This window comes from Candidatus Eisenbacteria bacterium (genome assembly GCA_016930695.1).
Lineage (GTDB): Bacteria > Orphanbacterota > Orphanbacteria > Orphanbacterales > Orphanbacteraceae > JAFGGD01.
Genome location: JAFGGD010000034.1, coordinates 72324 through 88472, shown reverse-complemented (window position 1 = coordinate 88472; position 16149 = coordinate 72324). Strand labels below are relative to the sequence as shown.

Sequence of the window (16149 nt, the reverse complement as noted above, 5' to 3'; positions counted from 1 at the left end):
GCGGTCTCCCTTTTCGGTTATCCTGTCAATCGCTAAGCAATATGGACCGCACGGTCCGCGCCTCTCCGTTCTGCATCTCGTCGCTTCACCATCGACGCCCCCTTTCGGACCCGATCCGGTCGGCGTTTTCGCGTTTGGATGAGCAGGGCCGTTCGGGCTCTCACACCTCGCTCTGCCGGTCGAATTTGCTTCATCGATGCCTTCTTTCTCGATCCCGAAACGGTCGGCGTGTTTCGTTTATAGGATTGTTTGCCGATAGCTTCCCAACATGTACCTCGAGGACCCGTAGGAGGTGATGCCGCGCTTTCGATCTCGATCGAGAAAGGAATAAGCGACAACACGTGTCATTCCGTCTTGCACGGTCCGAAGACCGTGAGGAGGTTTCAAAACATGAGAAAGCTGCTTTTGATCGCCTTTCTGACCGTGGCCTTTGCCGCGGCGGCGAACGCCGACTTCCAGCGGGAAGCCATGCAGGAAGCGATCGTCCCCCATGGTGACGGGGCGGCCACCGGTTTCTGCTCGATCATCTACTACAACCTCTGCGCCGGCTGGCTCTGGACCTGGACCGGCTGGGGCCCGGGCGATGAGGTGGGTGTCTATTTCGACCTGCCCGTCGACTGCGGCAAGCTCGCGGGCGAGGGGTGCGATAACCTGGGCAGCTGGTGGTACTGGCGCTACACGCTCCCGACCTACGAATACTACGTTGTGGTCGACCTTTGGGAGCTGGATGCTACCTACTGCAAGACCAGCTACGTCGGCGGCGCGGCCCCGATCGACCCGCTCGAACGGTGGAACCACTACGACGGCCTCGGCTGCGTGGACGCCGACTATGTGGCTCTCATCATGACCTGGGTCAAGGGTACCCTGCCGCGCTTCTGCTCGACCAACAACGTGGCCAACATCGCGGCGCCGAATCCCTGCGCCGGCTTCGTTGTCCCGACCGTTCCGGGCCACACCTTCTACTGGGGTGGTCCCGTGACCCAGTACTGCCCGCCGCAATACCTGGCTGACGGTCTCGGCCCGTCCGAGGGCTTCGTCGACGCCAGCTTCGATTGCCAGCCGGGCATCGCGACCGAAAATACTTCGTGGGGTGCCGTGAAGGATCTGTTCCGTTAATAACAGCCTCCTGAGCGGGCACACCACTCGCGCCAGAACCCCGGTCGGGAACGGCCGGGGTTTTGGTGTGCGGGAGAGGAGCCGTCGACGCCGGCGCGGGGTGAGCCGTTCCGGCCCGTCCGCACCTTTGGGACGGTTGCCGATCCGGGGACGACCGGGTACAATCACCGCATGTTGCGGCGGTGGATCATTCTCGGACTCCTCCTCCTCCTCTCCTGCGGCGGCGGAGGCGAGGGGAGGCATCGCCATCTCCTGATTATCACGCTCGACACGGTCCGCCGGGACGCGATCGGCTGTTATGGAGCGGAGGCGGCTCGGACGCCCAATCTGGACCGTCTCGCCCGGGAAGGAGTTCTCTTCGCCGACGCGCAGGTCCCCGTGCCGATCACCCTCCCTTCCCACGCCTCTCTCTTCACCGGCCTCTATCCGGCATTCCACGGCGCCAGGCACAATGGCCTCCGGGTAGGCGTGGATTTCCCCACCCTGGCGGAGCTTCTGGGAGAGAAGGGCTACGTCACCGCCGCCTTCCTGGCGAGCCAGGTGCTGAGCGGCGCTTACGGACTCGAGCGCGGGTTCGAGGTCTATGAGGACGAGTGGGAAACGGAGGAATCGGAGATGGGGCTCCACGGTCTATGGGAGCGCCGCGCGGAAGGGGTGACCCGCTCCTTCCTCGACTGGTTCGCTAAGCGCGATCCGGAACGCCCCTTCTTCGCGTGGATCCATTACTACGATCCCCACTCCCCCTATGATCCGCCGGAACCTTTCACTCTCGCCGCCGGTGGGAACGGCTACGCCGGCGAGGTCGCCTACGTGGACAACCAGGTGGGACGCGTGATGGACGCGATCCGGTCGGCGGGAATCCTGGACGAAACGGTCGTCATCGCCCTCTCCGACCACGGCGAGGGACTCGGAGAGCACGACGAGTCGGAGCACGGCCTTCTCCTCTATGAGACCACGCTCGCCGTTCCTTGGATCCTGCGGATTCCGGGAGGCCCGATCGGCGAGATCGACTCTTCTCCCGTCGAATCGACGGACCTCCTCCCCACTCTCGCGGAGTTGTTCTCCTTCCGCGCCGACCGTTCCTGGCCCGGGAGGAGCGCGCTCTCCGGCGGCGACGGGGCTGGCGACCCGGCCCGCGTCCGTTACGCCGAGACCTACTACGGCGCGATCGGTTACGGCTGGTCGCCTCTTTACGCCGTGCGTGAGGGGGGCTGGAAACTGGTGCGCGGCGCCCGGAGCGAACTCTTCCACCTCGACCCGGACCCACGCGAGGAGGAGGACCTCTTCGACGCGGAGAGAGGACGGGCGCACCGCCTGGAGGAGGAGTTGGACCGATTGATCGCGTCGCAGCCGGCGCCGAAGGAGGACCGGGAAGAGCCCGCCCTCACCGAGGAACAGAAGGCGGCGCTCCTCGCGTTGGGATACACGACGCCCGCGCACACCGCGAACGCCGAAGAGGGGGCGCCGGACCCGCGTGACCGCTTTCTCGCCCACGAGTGGATCCTCGCCGGAAGGAACCTGGCGATGGAGGAGCGAACCGCCGAGGCGGCGGAGATCTTCCTGAAAGCGCTCGCGGTCGATCCGGAGAACGTGGATGCGCTGAACCGTCTCGCCCAGTGCCGCCACAAGCTGGGAGAGCGGGAAGACGAGGAGCGGACCTACAGGAGAATTCTAGAGATCGATCCGGATCACGCCATCACCTGGAACAATCTGGGTATTCTCACCGAGATGGACGGGGATCGGGAGGGCGCGCTCGCGTGCTACGACCGTGCCGTTCAGATCGATTCCACTTTTGCCGATGCTTGGGTGAACCGGGGGATTCTGCTCGTTCAGGACGGCGCGGCGGAGCAAGCCTGGCGCGACTTCACGCGCGCGCTGCGCGTCGATCCCGGCCAAGCGAAGGCGCACTATGGAAAAGCGATGATCCTCCACGAAAGGGGCGACCTGGAAGGGGTGATTCGGGAACTCCGTCTCTCCCTCCGCGCCGACCCCGCCTTCGTGGAGGCTCGAATCTGGCTCCGCTCCATCGAGCAGAGCCGCAGAGGATACTGACGGAAAAGACCGGGACGGCACCCCGCGGGAAAGACGACATGAAACGATCACGGTTCGGTCTCACCATCGGTCTACCCCTCCTTCTCGGACTTGCCCTCGCCTGCACGAGCCGCGTTCCCCCTCCGCCGCCCGCGGCCCCGGCGGCGAAGCCGGACAAGGCGACGGAGCAGAGGCTCCTTCTCCGGCGCGCCGAAGAGATCTACCGCTACGGCCTCGACCTTTACCGTTCCGGCCGCTGGGAGGCGAGCGCCCGCTCCTTCACGCAGGTGATCGATCTGCTGGACGAGAAGGACTCCGGTTTCTTCGGCGAAGCGGAGACCCAGCGCTCGGCGGCTCTCCTCCGCGCGAAAACGGTCTACTACAAGGACCGTTGCTCCCGCAAACAAGCCGCCCCGGTCGAGCCCCCTCCGGTGGAGACGGCGCGGGCGGGGACCGGTTCGATCCCCGACGCGGACAACAGCGAAGTGGATCGTTGGATTCGCTACTTCACCGGCCGGGGCAAGACGTCCTTCGCGCGCTGGCTGGAGCGGTCGGGACGCTACGAGGAGTTGATGAAGGCGATCCTGATCGAGGAGAACCTTCCGCCGGACCTTTTCTACCTCGCCCTCATCGAAAGCGGGATGAACCCGAACGCCTATTCCCGGGCCCACGCCGTCGGTCCCTGGCAGTTCATCGCCGGCACCGCCCGGCTTTACGACCTGCAGGCGGACTGGTGGTACGACGAGCGCCGCGACCCCGAGTACTCCTGCCGCGCCGCGGCGCGATACCTCAAGGATATGTACGAATCCCTCGGCGACTGGTATCTGACGCTCGCCGGCTTCAACTACGGCGAGGGGCGCATCCAGCGGCTGATGCGCTATCACGGAACCAACGACTATTGGAGTCTGCGCCGACTCCCCCGGGAAACGCGCGACTACGTCCCCAAGTTCCTCGCCGCCCGTCGCATCGCCAAGGACCCGGCCCGCTACGGATTCGACGTCCTACCCGATCCACCGATCCGCTATGAAACGCTTTCGATTTACGAGACGACCAGCCTCGACGCGGTGGCGCAGTGCGCCTGCGCGTCCCTCACGGAGATCGAGGAGCTGAACCCGGCCATCCGTCGCTCCGTCACGCCCCCCACCCGGGAGCGGGTGGACATCCGCGTCCCCGAGGGAGCGGCGGAGCGGATCCGCCAATGTCTGCTCCGCATCCCCGTGGAGGAGAGGATGACCTGGGAGCAATATCGGGTGCGGCGAGGGGATATCCTCTCCGGAATCGCCCGGCGTTTCGACACCAGCGTGGATGTCCTGGTTTCGATGAACAACCTGCAAAGCAGGCATCGGATCCGGGAGGGACAGACGCTTCTCGTGCCGCGGCTCACCCGGATGCGCGTCGCCGAAAACGCCGGACCCGCCTCCGGCGGGGACGACGCTCTCCGACGATACGCCTACGTCCTCCGGCCGGGGGACACGCTGAGCGCGCTGGCCCACCGCTTCGGCACAAGCGTGGAAACGCTCGGTGCGTGGAACGACGTGAGCTCCCCCCATCGCCTCCGGGCGGGAGAGAAGCTGGTTCTCTTTCTGCCGGAGAAGGTCGCCTCGAATTTCGGCCTGGAGGCGGACGGAGGAGGGATGCACACATACACCGTCCGGCGCGGCGACACGCTTCACGGAATCGGCAAACGCTTCGGGGTGAGCGGCTCGCAGATCGCCGACTGGAACGGCATCCCCCTCGGCGGAACGATCCATCCCGGGGACCGTCTCGTGATCTACGGCGACGGGGAGTCGTAGCCCGAGGATCCTACGCGCGCTTTCCGAAGGCTCCGGACTAATCCACGAGGTCGGTGATCGGCGCGGTCCTCGCGAAACGGATCTCGGCCGCCAGAGAGACGACCCACTGTTTCCGGCCGTTCCTTTCCCAGCCGATGGAGAAACGGCGCCCCGCCTCCGGGTGCCAGTCGACGCGGAGGGCCGGCAACGTCGTGCGGACCACGTCACCGCCGAGGAAGGTGGATCCGAAGGGGACCGCCGAATCCCGCGGGTCGTCGATGGATCCCTCCCCTTCCCGCAGGAAATCCCACCGCGCGGTGACGTCCCAACACGCGCCCCTCCTCCAGGCGAGACGCGCCGTGGTCCGGTCCGCGTCGGGCCCGATGGGGTGGCCGAGCATCGCGTCGCCGTTCATGTAACGGTTCCAGTTGTGTTCGTGACCATACACCCAGTTGTTCACCCGGACATATTCCAGATCAAAAAAGAATCCGGGCGCGCCGGGGAGGCGCTTCAGGCGGGCGCCGGCCAGAAAAGCGATCTGGTTCGGCTCGGTCTCGAAATCGTATTGAAAATCGTCGACCAGGAACTCCCCGTAGACATCCAGTTCCTCCCGCACGCGGAAGGTTCCGTCCATGCTCCAGAAGACGTTGTCGTCCCTGTTCCGGTTCCACTGCGCGGCGTAATACGAAAGGAGCGGGTTGGCGTAGTCCCATTCCGGATCCCGCCCCACCCCTCCGTACAGGACCGTTTCGGAGAGGGCGATCCGCGCGCGATTCCCCAGACGGAGAGAGACGCGGTGCCCCGAGAGGAAACGCCGCGCCGGCGTACCCGTCGAGTCGGCGGGCCGGTCGTCCAACTCCGCGGTGAAGGCGCTGAAATCGACCGGACCGATCCGCCCCTCCACGCCGAATCCGTCGAGGGGCGGGCTCCCCCCCTGCAGAAGAAGCGACCCGCCGATCCCGTTCCCCCAGGCGACGGACCGCCGGCCGGCGGTCACGCGCACCGGGTCGATTCGAAAGGCGGCGTAGGCGTGGGTGAAGCGGCCGGTGATCCCCCGCTTCCAAACCTTTCCGTCGAAAGTAAGGTCATCCCCCTCCCGCGAGGCGATTTCCATCCTCTGGTGCCACGCGAGACGATTTCCCAGGCGAACCGCCAGGTCCCCGATCCACACCGCTCGGACCGCCCCCCGCTCCCTGTCCCGCGCCTCCAGGCGGAAGGTCGTCCGTGAGGTCCAAGCCCGGCCGGGATCGCCGCCGCGGCGGATCGCTGCGATCTCCGGATCGAGTTCCTCCTCCATCTCCTCGAGAAAACCGAGAAGAACCGGATCGCTCCTCCACGCCGAGCCGAGTCGGAGGCGGAGCGTCTCCCGGGCGAGCCCGCCGCGGGAGAGGGGTCGCGTCCAGAGATCGAGCGCGCCGCCGGAGGTCAGAGACCCCAACCGCTCGGCGGAGAGAACCAGCCAGTGATCGAGAGGAACGTCCTCCTCTTCGAGGGCGGAGGCGGGAGCGGCGCGGAGGAGGAGCGCGACGAAGGCCGCCGCCGCGAGGAAGAAGCGCCACCGGCCCGGGCGACCGAGAGGATGCTCACGGAGCGAGCCCCCGCCCCGGCGAGCACGCGCGCCAGCGCGTACGCCGTCGACCCGGTGGTGATCACGTCGTCCACGACGAGCACCTTCGCCCCGCGCACCGCCTCCGGATCGCGGGGAAGGAAAGCGCGTCGCACGTTCCGCCGGCGTCCCTCCGGACCCAGGCGTGTCTGCGAGTGCGAGCGGCCGACCCTTCGGACCGCGCGTTCCGCCATCGGCGCTCCGGAGCTCGCGGAGAGGCTGCGGGCGAGGAGAAGAGACTGGTTGAAGCCCCTCTCGGCGAGGCGCGCCCGCGTCAGGGGAACCGGCACGACGAGGTCCGCTTCCGCCAGAAAAGGATCCTCCCGCACCACGGACAGGAGCGATCGGGCGAGACGTTCGCCGAGGGAGGGAAATCCGCCGTACTTGAAACGATGAAGGATCAGCCCCAGAGTATCGTTCCATCGATTCGCGCTCCTGGCGTAGAACAGTCCCTCTCCCGGGCTTCCGCCGATCCCCCCGGGACCGACGTAGAAAGGAGCGGTTTCCTCACGCCTCGCTCGATCCCAGCAGCTTTCACAAACGAGACGCTCCGCGGCCCCGAGCCGGCGATCGCAGATCAGACAGAGCGGCGGATACAGAAAATCGAGAAGCGCCTCCCACACCACACATCCCCCCTCCCCGGCGCGGCGTCGCCGGATTCACGCGCACCGGCCGGCGGCCGCCGCCAGCGCTTCCTGCATCACCCCGAAGGGCGGCGTCTTTCCGAACCAGAGGCGAAAGGACTCCCGCCCCTGAGCGATCAGCATCTCCGAGCCCTCCTGGGCCGGTATGCCGTAGCTCCTCGCCAGCGCCGTCCACCTCGTCCCTCCCGGCCGCGCCACCAGGTCCATCACACCCTTGGCGTGGCGCGTCACTCGGGCCGTGGCCGGGAGCGGATCACGCGCGCGCTGTCCGAGCGGCGTGGCGTTGACGAGCAGGTCCGCCTGCACGCGCTCCCTCTGATCCCAGGGGACCACCCGGACGGCCGAGGCCGCCTTCAGCTGAGCGATCGTTTTGCGCCCCCGTGCCGGTTTCCGGCAGGCGAGAATCACCTCGTCGAATTTCTGATCCAGGAGAACCGCCAGGACCGCCCGGGAGGCGCCCCCGGCGCCGAAGAGAATGGCCGTGCGCATCCTCTTCCGATTCCGCATCCGCTGCAGGGCGTGCGCGAAACCGTCGTAATCGGTGTTCTCGCCGATCAGCTTCCCCTCCCGTCGCACCACCGTGTTCACCGCGCCGAGCCGGCGGGCCGTCTCGGACAGCTCGTTCATCAAGGGGAGAACACGCTCCTTGTGGGGCGCCGTCACGTTCAGGCCGGGCATCTGGAAGAGGCGAACCGATTGGATCACCCCCTTGACCTGGTCCGTGGAAACGGGAAAGGCGAGGTAGAGGTAGTTCATTCCATAATGTTTTAGGGCGGCGTTTTGTATGGCCGGCGACAGGGACTGTCCGATGGGGTCGCCGATCACGCCGAGAATGCGGGTGTCACCGTCGATCATCCCGGGATCCTCCGAGAAACGGATAGAGCGCCAAAGAAAGGACAATCAACGCCGCGCTGAGCAGCGTGTTCCACGAGAGAGGGACGCCGCCCGGAGCGACGGGAGAGACGTTCTCGTAGAAACGGAACTGGTCCAGCACGATGCGGGCGGCGCCGTAGAGCCCGATCAGGACGAGGAAGAGCCGCCCGTCCCCCCGGATCCTCTTCTCGATGAAAAGGAGAAATCCGAAGAGGGCGAAGCCGAAGGCGGCGGCGTAGAGCTGGGTCGGGTGGATCGGCACGCCGGGAAATTCGGCGCCGGCGGCGGAATGCGCCGGAAAACGGACTCCGAGCGCGCAGGCGGTGGGGTGGCCGAAACAGCAACCGTTGAAGAAACAGCCGATCCGTGTAATGCCGAGACCGAGGGCGATGGAGGGGGCGGTCACGTCCGCCGTCCGCCGGAAAGAGATCCCCGCTCTTCGCGTGAAAACCGCGGAAACGGCCACCGCCGCGATGAGACCGCCGTACATGGTGAGCCCCCCCTCCCAGACGGCGAAGATCCGCGCCGGCTCCGCGGCGAAATAGTCCCAGTAGGGGATCACGTAAAGCAACCGGGACCCGACCACCGAAGCGATCATGATCCAGATCCCGAGATCGGTCATCTTGAGGGGGTCGATACCGCGTCTTTCCGCCCGGCGCACGGCGAGCCAGATGCCGATGGCGAAGGCGACGGCGATCAGCACGCCGTAGAAGCGAATGGGGATCGGTCCGATTTCGAAAAGGATCGGGTGCAAAGCGCGCGTCCTCCCCGGTCAGTATCTCCGGCGGCGCAGCCCCACGCCGAGCACCACCCCGACGGCGAAGAGCGAGGTGATCAGGGAGGAGCCGCCGTAGCTCATCAGCGGAAGCGGCAGGCCGGTGACCGGAACCAGCCCAAGCGTCATGCCGACGTTTACCACAACTTGGAAGGAAAGATAGCCGAAAAATCCGACCACCACGAGCGAGGCGAAGCGGTTCCGCGTCCGCGCCGCGATGAGCAGCATGCGGAAGAAAAGAAAGAGATAGAGGGAGAGCAGGAAAGCGCAACCGAGGAAACCGAACTCCTCCCCCACCACGGAGAAGATGAAGTCCGTGTGCTGCTCCGGGAGAAAAGAGAGCCCCTTCTGCGTCCCCTGCAGATATCCCTTGCCGGCGAACCCGCCGGAGCCGATCGCCACCTCGGATTGGATGATCTGATATCCGGCGCCCAATGGGTCGTGGTTCGGATCGAGGAAGGTGAGGATCCGCGTCTTCTGATAGTCCTGAAGTTCGTTCCAGAGGATCGGCGCCGCGATCCCCACGAGCATGTTGACCGCGAGCGCCACCGCCAGGAAGAGGGGCGACGCGCGCAGGAAGAGGAGCACGAGGAAGAGCAGGAAGAGAAAGAGAATCCAGGCGAAGAGATGAGTGGAGGCGACCATGCCGACCAAGGGCGAGAGTGCGAGAAGGATCGCCCGCGCCGGCAGGCCGGCCCAGTAGAGCATGGGGACCACGATGGCGCCGAAAACGAGGCTCGTTCCGAGATCCGGTTGCCGGAGAACGAGCAGGAAGTAGGCGCCGGCCAGAGTGAGGGGGAGTAGATAACTCCGCAAGGTCGCTTTGCCGAGGGGCCGGTCCGAGAGAACCCGCGCCATCACGAGAACCAGAGCGATCTTCGCCGCTTCGGACGGCTGGATGCGGATCGGGCCGAATCCCAGCCACCGCCCCGCCCCCGACGACGGGGTGACCGCCAAATAGACGAGGAAAGCGAATACGGCGCCGTAAATCGGGATCGACAGGGCGTCCAGCGTACGGAAAGGAACGAGAAGGGCGAAGAGGAGCGCGGCGATTCCGACCAGCGCCCAGACCGACTGCCGGGCGTCGTAGTCGGCGCGGACGTCGGTGGTCTGGCCGGTGCTGTTCAGCACCAGAATCCCGAAACCGAGGATGAGGAGCGCCGCGGCCAGCATCGGCCAGTCCACGTAGCGAAGGAAGAGGCGCCTTTCGAAACGCATCTTACACCCCTTCCCGAGAGAAAAAGTAACGGAGCAGCTCGCCCACCAACGGCGCCGCCACATCGCCGCCGTGTCCGGCGTTTTCCACGATCACCGCCACCACGATCCGCGGCGCGTCGCTCGGCGCCCACGCGGCGAACCAGGCGTGATCTTCGCCGTGAGGATTCTCGGCTGTCCCCGTCTTCCCCGACACGCGCATCCCCGGAACGCGCGCCGCCCCCCCCGTGGAGTGTTCCCCCTCCACCGCCAAGGCGATCCCATCCAGGACCGGGCGGAGAACCCGCTCGGCGATGTCGATCGACTCCCCCGGTTCCGGCGGAAAGGCGGTGGCCACCCCGTTCACGTCCTCCGACTGAAGGAGCAGGCGGGGACTTACCGACCGGCCGGTGCCGAGGGAGGCGTAGAAACAGGCGATCTGCAGGGGCGTCACCAGGATCTCCCCTTGCCCGATCGAGTGGTTCAGCAGAAAACCGGGGCCCCAGCCGGAACGCCCGTAACGCTTGTTCATGTAGTCCGTCGTCGGCAGAAGCCCTTCCCGCTCGCCCGGCAGCGCGATTCCGGTGCGCCGCCCGAATCCGTAGCGGGCTGCGATCTCGGAAAAATGGTCGAGGTCCATCTCCGCGCCGATCTGGTAGAAGTAGACGTCGCAGGACCGCTCGATCGCCAAGCGGAGCGGGAGCGATCCGTGCCCTTCCTCCCGCCAACAATGGAACACCCGCCGTCCGAAACGGTAGCTCCCGAAGCAGGGGAGCAGGCGCGTTTCCGGTTCGACGATCCCCTCGAGCAATCCCTCCATCGCGGTGATCGGCTTGAAGGTGGATCCGGGCGGATAGGTGGATTGGATGGCGCGGTTCAGCAGCGGGTGAGAGGGATCGCCGGAGAGGCTGTCCCACACCTCCGGCGGGATGGCGACGGCGAAGAGATTGGGATCATAGCCGGGGCGGGAGGCGAGGACGAGCACGTCGCCGCTTCGCGGATCAAGCGCCACGATCGCCCCCGATCCGCCCGCGGAGAGGAGAGACTCCGCTCGCGCCTGCAGGTCCGCGTCCAACGAGAGAAGCAGATCCTCGCCGGGGGTCGGTTCGTTTTCACGCACCACGCCGAGCGGACGCCCGTGAGCGTCCTCCTGCACGTAGCGGACGCCGTCCCTCCCGCGGAGCCGATCGTCGAAGATCCTCTCCACGCCGTTTCGGCCGATCCGCCCGCCGGCGCCGTACACGCTTCTCCTCCCTCCCTGCAGTTCCTCGGCCGACACCTCGCCCAGATAGCCGAGCACGTGCGCCGCCAACTCGCCGTGGGGGTAGCGTCTGACGGGTTCGCTCTCGATCAGCACGCCGGAGAGAAGATGCCGGTGCTCCTCCACGCGCGAGACGACGGCGATGTCCACGTCCCGGAGCACCGGCCACGGCTCGTAGGGACGCGCGAAACCTTCCTGTAGTCGCTCCTGGAGAAGCGCCTGCGGCGCGCCGGTCAGCCGGGAGAGTTCCTCGAGGACTCGGCGGTCCCGCCGCACCTGGTAGGGGATGACGGAGACGGAGAAGGAGGGCCGGTTGTCGGCGAGCACCGCGCCGCTCCTGTCGAAGATCGACCCCCGGAGCGCGGTGATCCTCTCGGGCCGGATCCGGTTCTCTTCCGCCCGGGTACGGTATTCTTCCGTTCCGATCACCTGCATCTGGAAAAGACGGCCGAGAAGAACGGCGAAGCCGAGCCCCAGGATGAGCCCGAGGGCCGCCGATTTGATCCGGGAGCCTGGGTCCATCCGCTCGATCACGCCGCCGCCTCCACCCTTCGGCGTAGCCGGGACCGCCCCAAGCGGAGAAGCGCCCCGACGCCCGCCGTGAGCACGCCCGCGGGAATCGTCTCCAGCACGAAGCGGGAAAAGAAGGGGAGGAAACCGAACCGGAGAAGACCGGCGAGGGCGACCAGGTCGTGAACCAGAACCGTTCCGAAAAGGATGAGGAGAAGACCCGGACCGCTCTCGCCGACCAGCTTCCGGTAGGCCCAGCCGGCAAAGGCTCCGGCGGCGAGAAAGGCGAGGGGCTCCACGCCGGAGCCGCCGGACCAGGCGAACGCGCGGAAGACGCCGATCGCCGCGCCGATCAACGCGCCGCCCGCCGCCCCCCGGGGAAAGGCGGTGAACGCGAGAAAGAGAAGCAGAAAATCGATCCGAGAGAAGATGGATCCGGCGCAGTGAAGAAGGGAGGTCTCCAACAGGTGAATGGCGAGCACCGGCACGGCGATCCGCAAGAAGCCGATCAACGCCGCCCCCCTTCCGCGGCGTCCGCCTCCCGCGCATCCGCCCGCGAGGGGGACGGCGGTACCGCTCCCTCGTCCGCCGGCGCGCCGCTTTCCCGCATCTCCGGAAGCGCATCGATCAAGTCGGGCGCCTCCCCCTCCTGCTCGCCGCGAAGCACCACGTAAACCTCTTCGAGAAGAGAGAAGTCGACGACCGGCTCCACCTCCACATCCTGAAACACGCGCCCTCTCTTCCGCTCCACCTTCTTCACCGTGCCGAGCGGAATCCGCGGCGGGAAGACGCCCCCCAGTCCGGAGGTGACGATCCGATCCCCTTCCTTGAGATCCGCCGAGGCGGGCACGTCGAGGAGGCGGAATCCGCCGAGAAAACGGTAGGCGAAGATCCCCACCACGCGGCTCCTCTGGTCCACCGCGCTCACGCGAAGGTCCTCATTCCGAAGCGTTCGGATCGACGCGGAGGACTCCTCCGCCCTTTCGATCCGTCCCACCAGGCCGCGGTGGTTCACCACGCCCATGTCCGCCCGGATCCCGTCCCGCGTCCCCTTGTTGATCTTCCAGGTGTCCGCCGCGCGACCGCCGGTCCGGGCCACCACGCGCACCGGGAGCAGGCGGAACCGCGTCTCCTCCAGAAAGCCGAGCAGCCGGCGGAGCCGATGGTTTTCGAAACGGTAGTCTTTAAGATAGAAATTTTCGACCGCGAGCTGGGTGGCGAGAAAGCGAAGCTCCTCGTTCTTCTCCTTCAGCGCCCCGAAAGAGCGGAGATAGGAAGTGCCCCTCTCGAGCGGCGACAGGGCGCGGTCCGCGGCATCGCGGATCGGCGCGACCGCCGAGCGCTGGCCGACGGCGAGCAGCCCGAGCAGGACCACGAGGGTCGAGAGGACCCAAACGGAATGACGAGGGCGGAGGCGCATCCACGTTTACTTCATGAGAACTTTTTCGTAGTTCTCCGGTTCGTCGAGAATTTTACCGGTGCCGAGGACGACGGCGGTGAGAGGGTCTTCCACCAGGTTGATGGGGAGATTGGTCTCCTCCCGGAGAAGGATGTCCAGGCCGCGGAGCAGCGCGCCGCCGCCGGTGATCACGATTCCCCTGTCCACGATGTCCGCCGCCAACTCGGGAGGGGTGTTCTCCAGCGAGAGTTTCACCCCCTCCACGATAGCGGTGATCGGCTCCTGGAGCGCCTCGCGAACCTCCGCCGACTTGATGAAGAGCGTTTTCGGCACGCCGGACACGAGGTCCCGTCCCTTGATCTCCATCCCCTCTTCCCCTCCCACGTCGTAGGCGGACCCGATCCGTATCTTCACCCGTTCGGCGGTCTGCTCGCCGATGAGGAGGTTGTAGGAGCGCTTCACGAACTGAATGATCGCTTCGTCCATCTTGTCGCCGGCGGTCCGGATGGAGGTGGACGTGACGATCCCCGACAGAGCGATTACGGCGATCTCCGTCGTCCCTCCGCCGATGTCGATGACCATGTTCCCCGCCGGCTTGGTGATCGGCAACCCCACGCCGATCGCCGCGGCGATCGGCTCCGCCACCATGTAGACCTCCCGGGCGCCGGCGGCGGCGGCGGAGTCGCGCACCGCTCTCTTCTCCACCTCGGTGATCCCCGAGGGAACGCAGACCATGATCCGCGGCCGGATGAAGAGTCTTCGTTTCTGGACCTTGTTGATCAGCTCCCTGAGGAGCGCCTCGGTGGTCTCGAAGTCGGCGATCACGCCGTCCTTCATCGGGCGGATCGCGACGATCTCGTCGGGGGTGCGGCCGAGCATGCTCTTCGCCTCGGCCCCGACGGCGATGATCTTGCCCGTCGCCCGGTCCAGCGCCGCCACGGAGGGTTCGTTCAGCACGATCCCCCGCCCCTTCACGTAAATCAGCGTGTTGGCGGTGCCGAGATCGATGGAGATGTCGTTGGTGAAGTAGCCCAACAGGGAATCGAGGAACATGGCGCCCCCAAAAAGACGATTTACAGGTAACCCATCTCCCGCAGGCTCTGATACCTGCCGTCTCCGATGATGACGTGATCGAGGACCTCGATGCCGACCACGCGCCCCGCCTCGGCGAAACGTTCCGTCATCTCGATGTCCTCCCGGCTCGGCTCGGGCACCCCCGTCGGGTGGTTATGCACGAGGATGATGGAAGCGGCGCTTCGAACCACCGCCGCCTTGAGTCCCTCGCGCGGATGAATCAGCGAGGCGGTCAGCGTGCCGACCGATACCAGCTCGACGCCGATCACACGGTTCTTCGCGTCCAGGAGGAGGACCCGGAATTCCTCCCGGTCCAGGCTCCGCATATCGTCCATGAGGAGCCGGGCCACGTCTCCGGGGGCCCGGATCGGGTAGGGTTCCTCGCCCTGATAGCGGACCACCCGCCGCCCCAGCTCCACCGCCGCGAGCAACCGGGCCGCCTTGCCGGGACCTACTCCGGCAAGCTCCAGGAGCTGCGCCGCCGAGCAGACGGCGAGTCCCCGCACATTGCCGAGCCGGCCCAGAAGCTCCGCCGCCACATCCAGCGAACTCCTCCCCCGGCTTCCGGACCCGAGCAGAATCGCGATCAGTTCCCGGTCGGCCAGCGCCCCGGTCCCTTTGGCGATCAATCTCTCCCTCGGCCGCTCCGACGCGGGCAGCCCGGAGAGTGTGCGCGGTGTTCCCATCATCCCGAACCTCCCTTCCCACGGAGACTTACGTCTCCCACCGCAGGCTTGGAATCTAGCAGATGCCGGAAACCGTTGTAAACGCTTTTCTGCAAGGCCCCGGCGCGGGACCGGGGCGCGGAAAGGGAGAAAGCGGTTCAGGCGGCGGAGGTGGAGCGGAAGGGGACCCGGTCGAGGCGGGCGGTCAGGAAGCTCTGAACCACCGCCGGGTCGAACTGACCGCCGGCGGAGGAGAGGATTTCGCGCACCGCGGCGCGGTGGTCCGACGCACACCTGTAGGGGCGGTCGCTGGTGATCGCGTCGTAACTGTCCGCGACGGCGAGCACCCGCGCCAGGATCGGGATATTCTCCCCCCGGAGAAACTCGGGGTACCCATCGCCGTCGTAGCGCTCGTGATGATGCCGGACCATCCAAAAGACCTCGCGTTCCACCGGCTGTTCCTCGACCATCTCCGATCCCCAGACCGGATGGAAACGCATCGACCGTTTTTCATCGGGATCGAGAGCGCCTCTCTTGCGGAGAGTTCGGGTGCGGATGCGGATCTTCCCCACGTCATGGACCCATCCGCCCAACTGGAGCAGGCGGATCTGAAGCGGGGGTAGACCGAGGGATTCGCCGATCCGCGCGGCGTAAATGCCGACTCGGAAAGAGTGGTCCGGCACGGTCGGGTCGCGGCGCTCCAGATCGGAGAAGACCGGGCCGAGTCTTTCGATCAGTTCGCGATGGCGGGCGTGCAGATCCTCCTCGAAGCGGGCGTCCACCCAACGGCCGAGGGAGTCGATGTTGTCGCCGAAAGGGGCGACCCGGCGTCGGACGCCGCGCAGGAAAAGATCCCATCGGCGAATCCGGTCCTCCGGCGATCCCCAGAGCTGGGTAAAGGGGATCACCGCCGTGCCTTTCCCGCCGGAGTCGCGAGGAATCTGTTCCACTTCTCTTCCGAAGTATCCGGCGAGATAGCGGGGACCCGTGCCGAGACGTTCCCTCGCCTCTCCCAAATCGCCGCGGACTTCCACGTCGAGCCCCAGGCTCGCACCGCGGTCGCGCAACCAGTCCGCCACTTCCCCGATCGACTCGACCGCCAGAATCGTCGACAAAACGGGCCCTTTCACGTAACTTCGAAGAAAAACGCCTTATCTGAATGAATGGAAGTCGTTAGCAGAATCATACTGACGGAAGACCGAAAGGTGTGTCAAGGTTTTTTCCGGAGG

Annotated in this window: 14 protein-coding genes; 3 read left to right on the top strand and 11 right to left on the bottom strand. The window is 66.3% G+C overall.

Features of this window, described 5'->3' with window-relative positions; all coding sequences use genetic code 11:
* Positions 1-390 precede the first annotated feature (390 nt).
* The 3 genes from JW958_07900 to JW958_07890 all read left to right on the top strand — a co-directional run bounded on the left by JW958_07900 (position 391) and on the right by JW958_07890 (position 4940).
* Complete coding sequence (locus JW958_07900; protein MBN1826173.1) at positions 391-1116, top strand: hypothetical protein; 726 nt, start codon at positions 391-393, stop codon at positions 1114-1116.
* Positions 1117-1287: 171 nt separating this feature from the next.
* Positions 1288-3168 carry a tetratricopeptide repeat protein gene (locus JW958_07895; protein ID MBN1826172.1) on the top strand — a complete coding sequence of 627 codons (1881 nt, stop codon included), beginning with the start codon at positions 1288-1290 and terminating at the stop codon, positions 3166-3168.
* Positions 3169-3206: 38 nt separating this feature from the next.
* Positions 3207-4940 carry a LysM peptidoglycan-binding domain-containing protein gene (locus JW958_07890; GenBank protein MBN1826171.1) on the top strand — a complete coding sequence of 578 codons (1734 nt, stop codon included), beginning with the start codon at positions 3207-3209 and terminating at the stop codon, positions 4938-4940.
* Between the two features lie 37 nt (positions 4941-4977).
* Here JW958_07890 and JW958_07885 read toward each other — a convergent pair whose 3' ends face one another.
* The 11 genes from JW958_07885 to JW958_07835 form a co-directional block, all read right to left on the bottom strand.
* On the bottom strand, positions 4978-6357 hold the full coding sequence (locus JW958_07885) for a hypothetical protein (protein MBN1826170.1): 1380 nt from the start codon (positions 6355-6357) through the stop codon (positions 4978-4980).
* Positions 6345-7151, bottom strand: a complete 807-nt coding sequence (locus tag JW958_07880) for a ComF family protein (protein MBN1826169.1) — start codon at positions 7149-7151, stop codon at positions 6345-6347. Before JW958_07880 ends, JW958_07885 begins: the two co-directional genes overlap by 13 nt.
* A 33-nt stretch (positions 7152-7184) precedes the next feature.
* Complete coding sequence (aroE, locus tag JW958_07875; GenBank protein ID MBN1826168.1) at positions 7185-8024, bottom strand: shikimate dehydrogenase; 840 nt, start codon at positions 8022-8024, stop codon at positions 7185-7187.
* A complete protein-coding gene (gene lgt, locus JW958_07870) occupies positions 8011-8796 on the bottom strand; it encodes a prolipoprotein diacylglyceryl transferase (protein MBN1826167.1) in 786 nt (261 codons plus the stop codon). The genes aroE and lgt overlap by 14 nt, the downstream gene beginning before the upstream one ends.
* An 18-nt stretch (positions 8797-8814) precedes the next feature.
* The gene (gene rodA / locus JW958_07865) at positions 8815-10035 is read right to left on the bottom strand and encodes a rod shape-determining protein RodA (protein MBN1826166.1); all 1221 of its coding nucleotides are present in this window, start codon (positions 10033-10035) and stop codon (positions 8815-8817) included.
* Between the two features lies 1 nt (position 10036).
* Positions 10037-11806 carry a penicillin-binding protein 2 gene (mrdA, locus tag JW958_07860; GenBank protein ID MBN1826165.1) on the bottom strand — a complete coding sequence of 590 codons (1770 nt, stop codon included), beginning with the start codon at positions 11804-11806 and terminating at the stop codon, positions 10037-10039.
* Positions 11803-12294 (bottom strand): hypothetical protein, encoded by a 492-nt coding sequence (locus JW958_07855; GenBank protein MBN1826164.1) that lies wholly within the window; start codon positions 12292-12294, stop codon positions 11803-11805. Before JW958_07855 ends, mrdA begins: the two co-directional genes overlap by 4 nt.
* Positions 12291-13202: a rod shape-determining protein MreC gene (mreC, locus tag JW958_07850; protein MBN1826163.1), complete on the bottom strand. Its 912-nt coding sequence runs from the start codon at positions 13200-13202 to the stop codon at positions 12291-12293. The genes JW958_07855 and mreC overlap by 4 nt, the downstream gene beginning before the upstream one ends.
* A gap of 6 nt (positions 13203-13208) precedes the next feature.
* Positions 13209-14234: a rod shape-determining protein gene (locus JW958_07845; GenBank protein ID MBN1826162.1), complete on the bottom strand. Its 1026-nt coding sequence runs from the start codon at positions 14232-14234 to the stop codon at positions 13209-13211.
* A gap of 20 nt (positions 14235-14254) precedes the next feature.
* Positions 14255-14941, bottom strand: a complete 687-nt coding sequence (gene radC, locus JW958_07840) for a DNA repair protein RadC (protein ID MBN1826161.1) — start codon at positions 14939-14941, stop codon at positions 14255-14257.
* Positions 14942-15078: 137 nt separating this feature from the next.
* Positions 15079-16050, bottom strand: a complete 972-nt coding sequence (locus JW958_07835; GenBank protein ID MBN1826160.1) for an HD domain-containing protein — start codon at positions 16048-16050, stop codon at positions 15079-15081.
* Positions 16051-16149: the final 99 nt, after the last annotated feature.

Coding starts and splice junctions, on each gene's coding strand:
- radC (MBN1826161.1), bottom strand. CDS start 14,941: ATGGGAACACCGCGCACACTCTCCGGGCTGCCCGCGTCGGAGCGGCCG.
- JW958_07895 (MBN1826172.1), top strand. CDS start 1,288: ATGTTGCGGCGGTGGATCATTCTCGGACTCCTCCTCCTCCTCTCCTGC.
- aroE (MBN1826168.1), bottom strand. CDS start 8,024: ATGATCGACGGTGACACCCGCATTCTCGGCGTGATCGGCGACCCCATC.
- JW958_07900 (MBN1826173.1), top strand. CDS start 391: ATGAGAAAGCTGCTTTTGATCGCCTTTCTGACCGTGGCCTTTGCCGCG.
- mreC (MBN1826163.1), bottom strand. CDS start 13,202: ATGCGCCTCCGCCCTCGTCATTCCGTTTGGGTCCTCTCGACCCTCGTG.
- JW958_07890 (MBN1826171.1), top strand. CDS start 3,207: ATGAAACGATCACGGTTCGGTCTCACCATCGGTCTACCCCTCCTTCTC.
- rodA (MBN1826166.1), bottom strand. CDS start 10,035: ATGCGTTTCGAAAGGCGCCTCTTCCTTCGCTACGTGGACTGGCCGATG.
- JW958_07845 (MBN1826162.1), bottom strand. CDS start 14,234: ATGTTCCTCGATTCCCTGTTGGGCTACTTCACCAACGACATCTCCATC.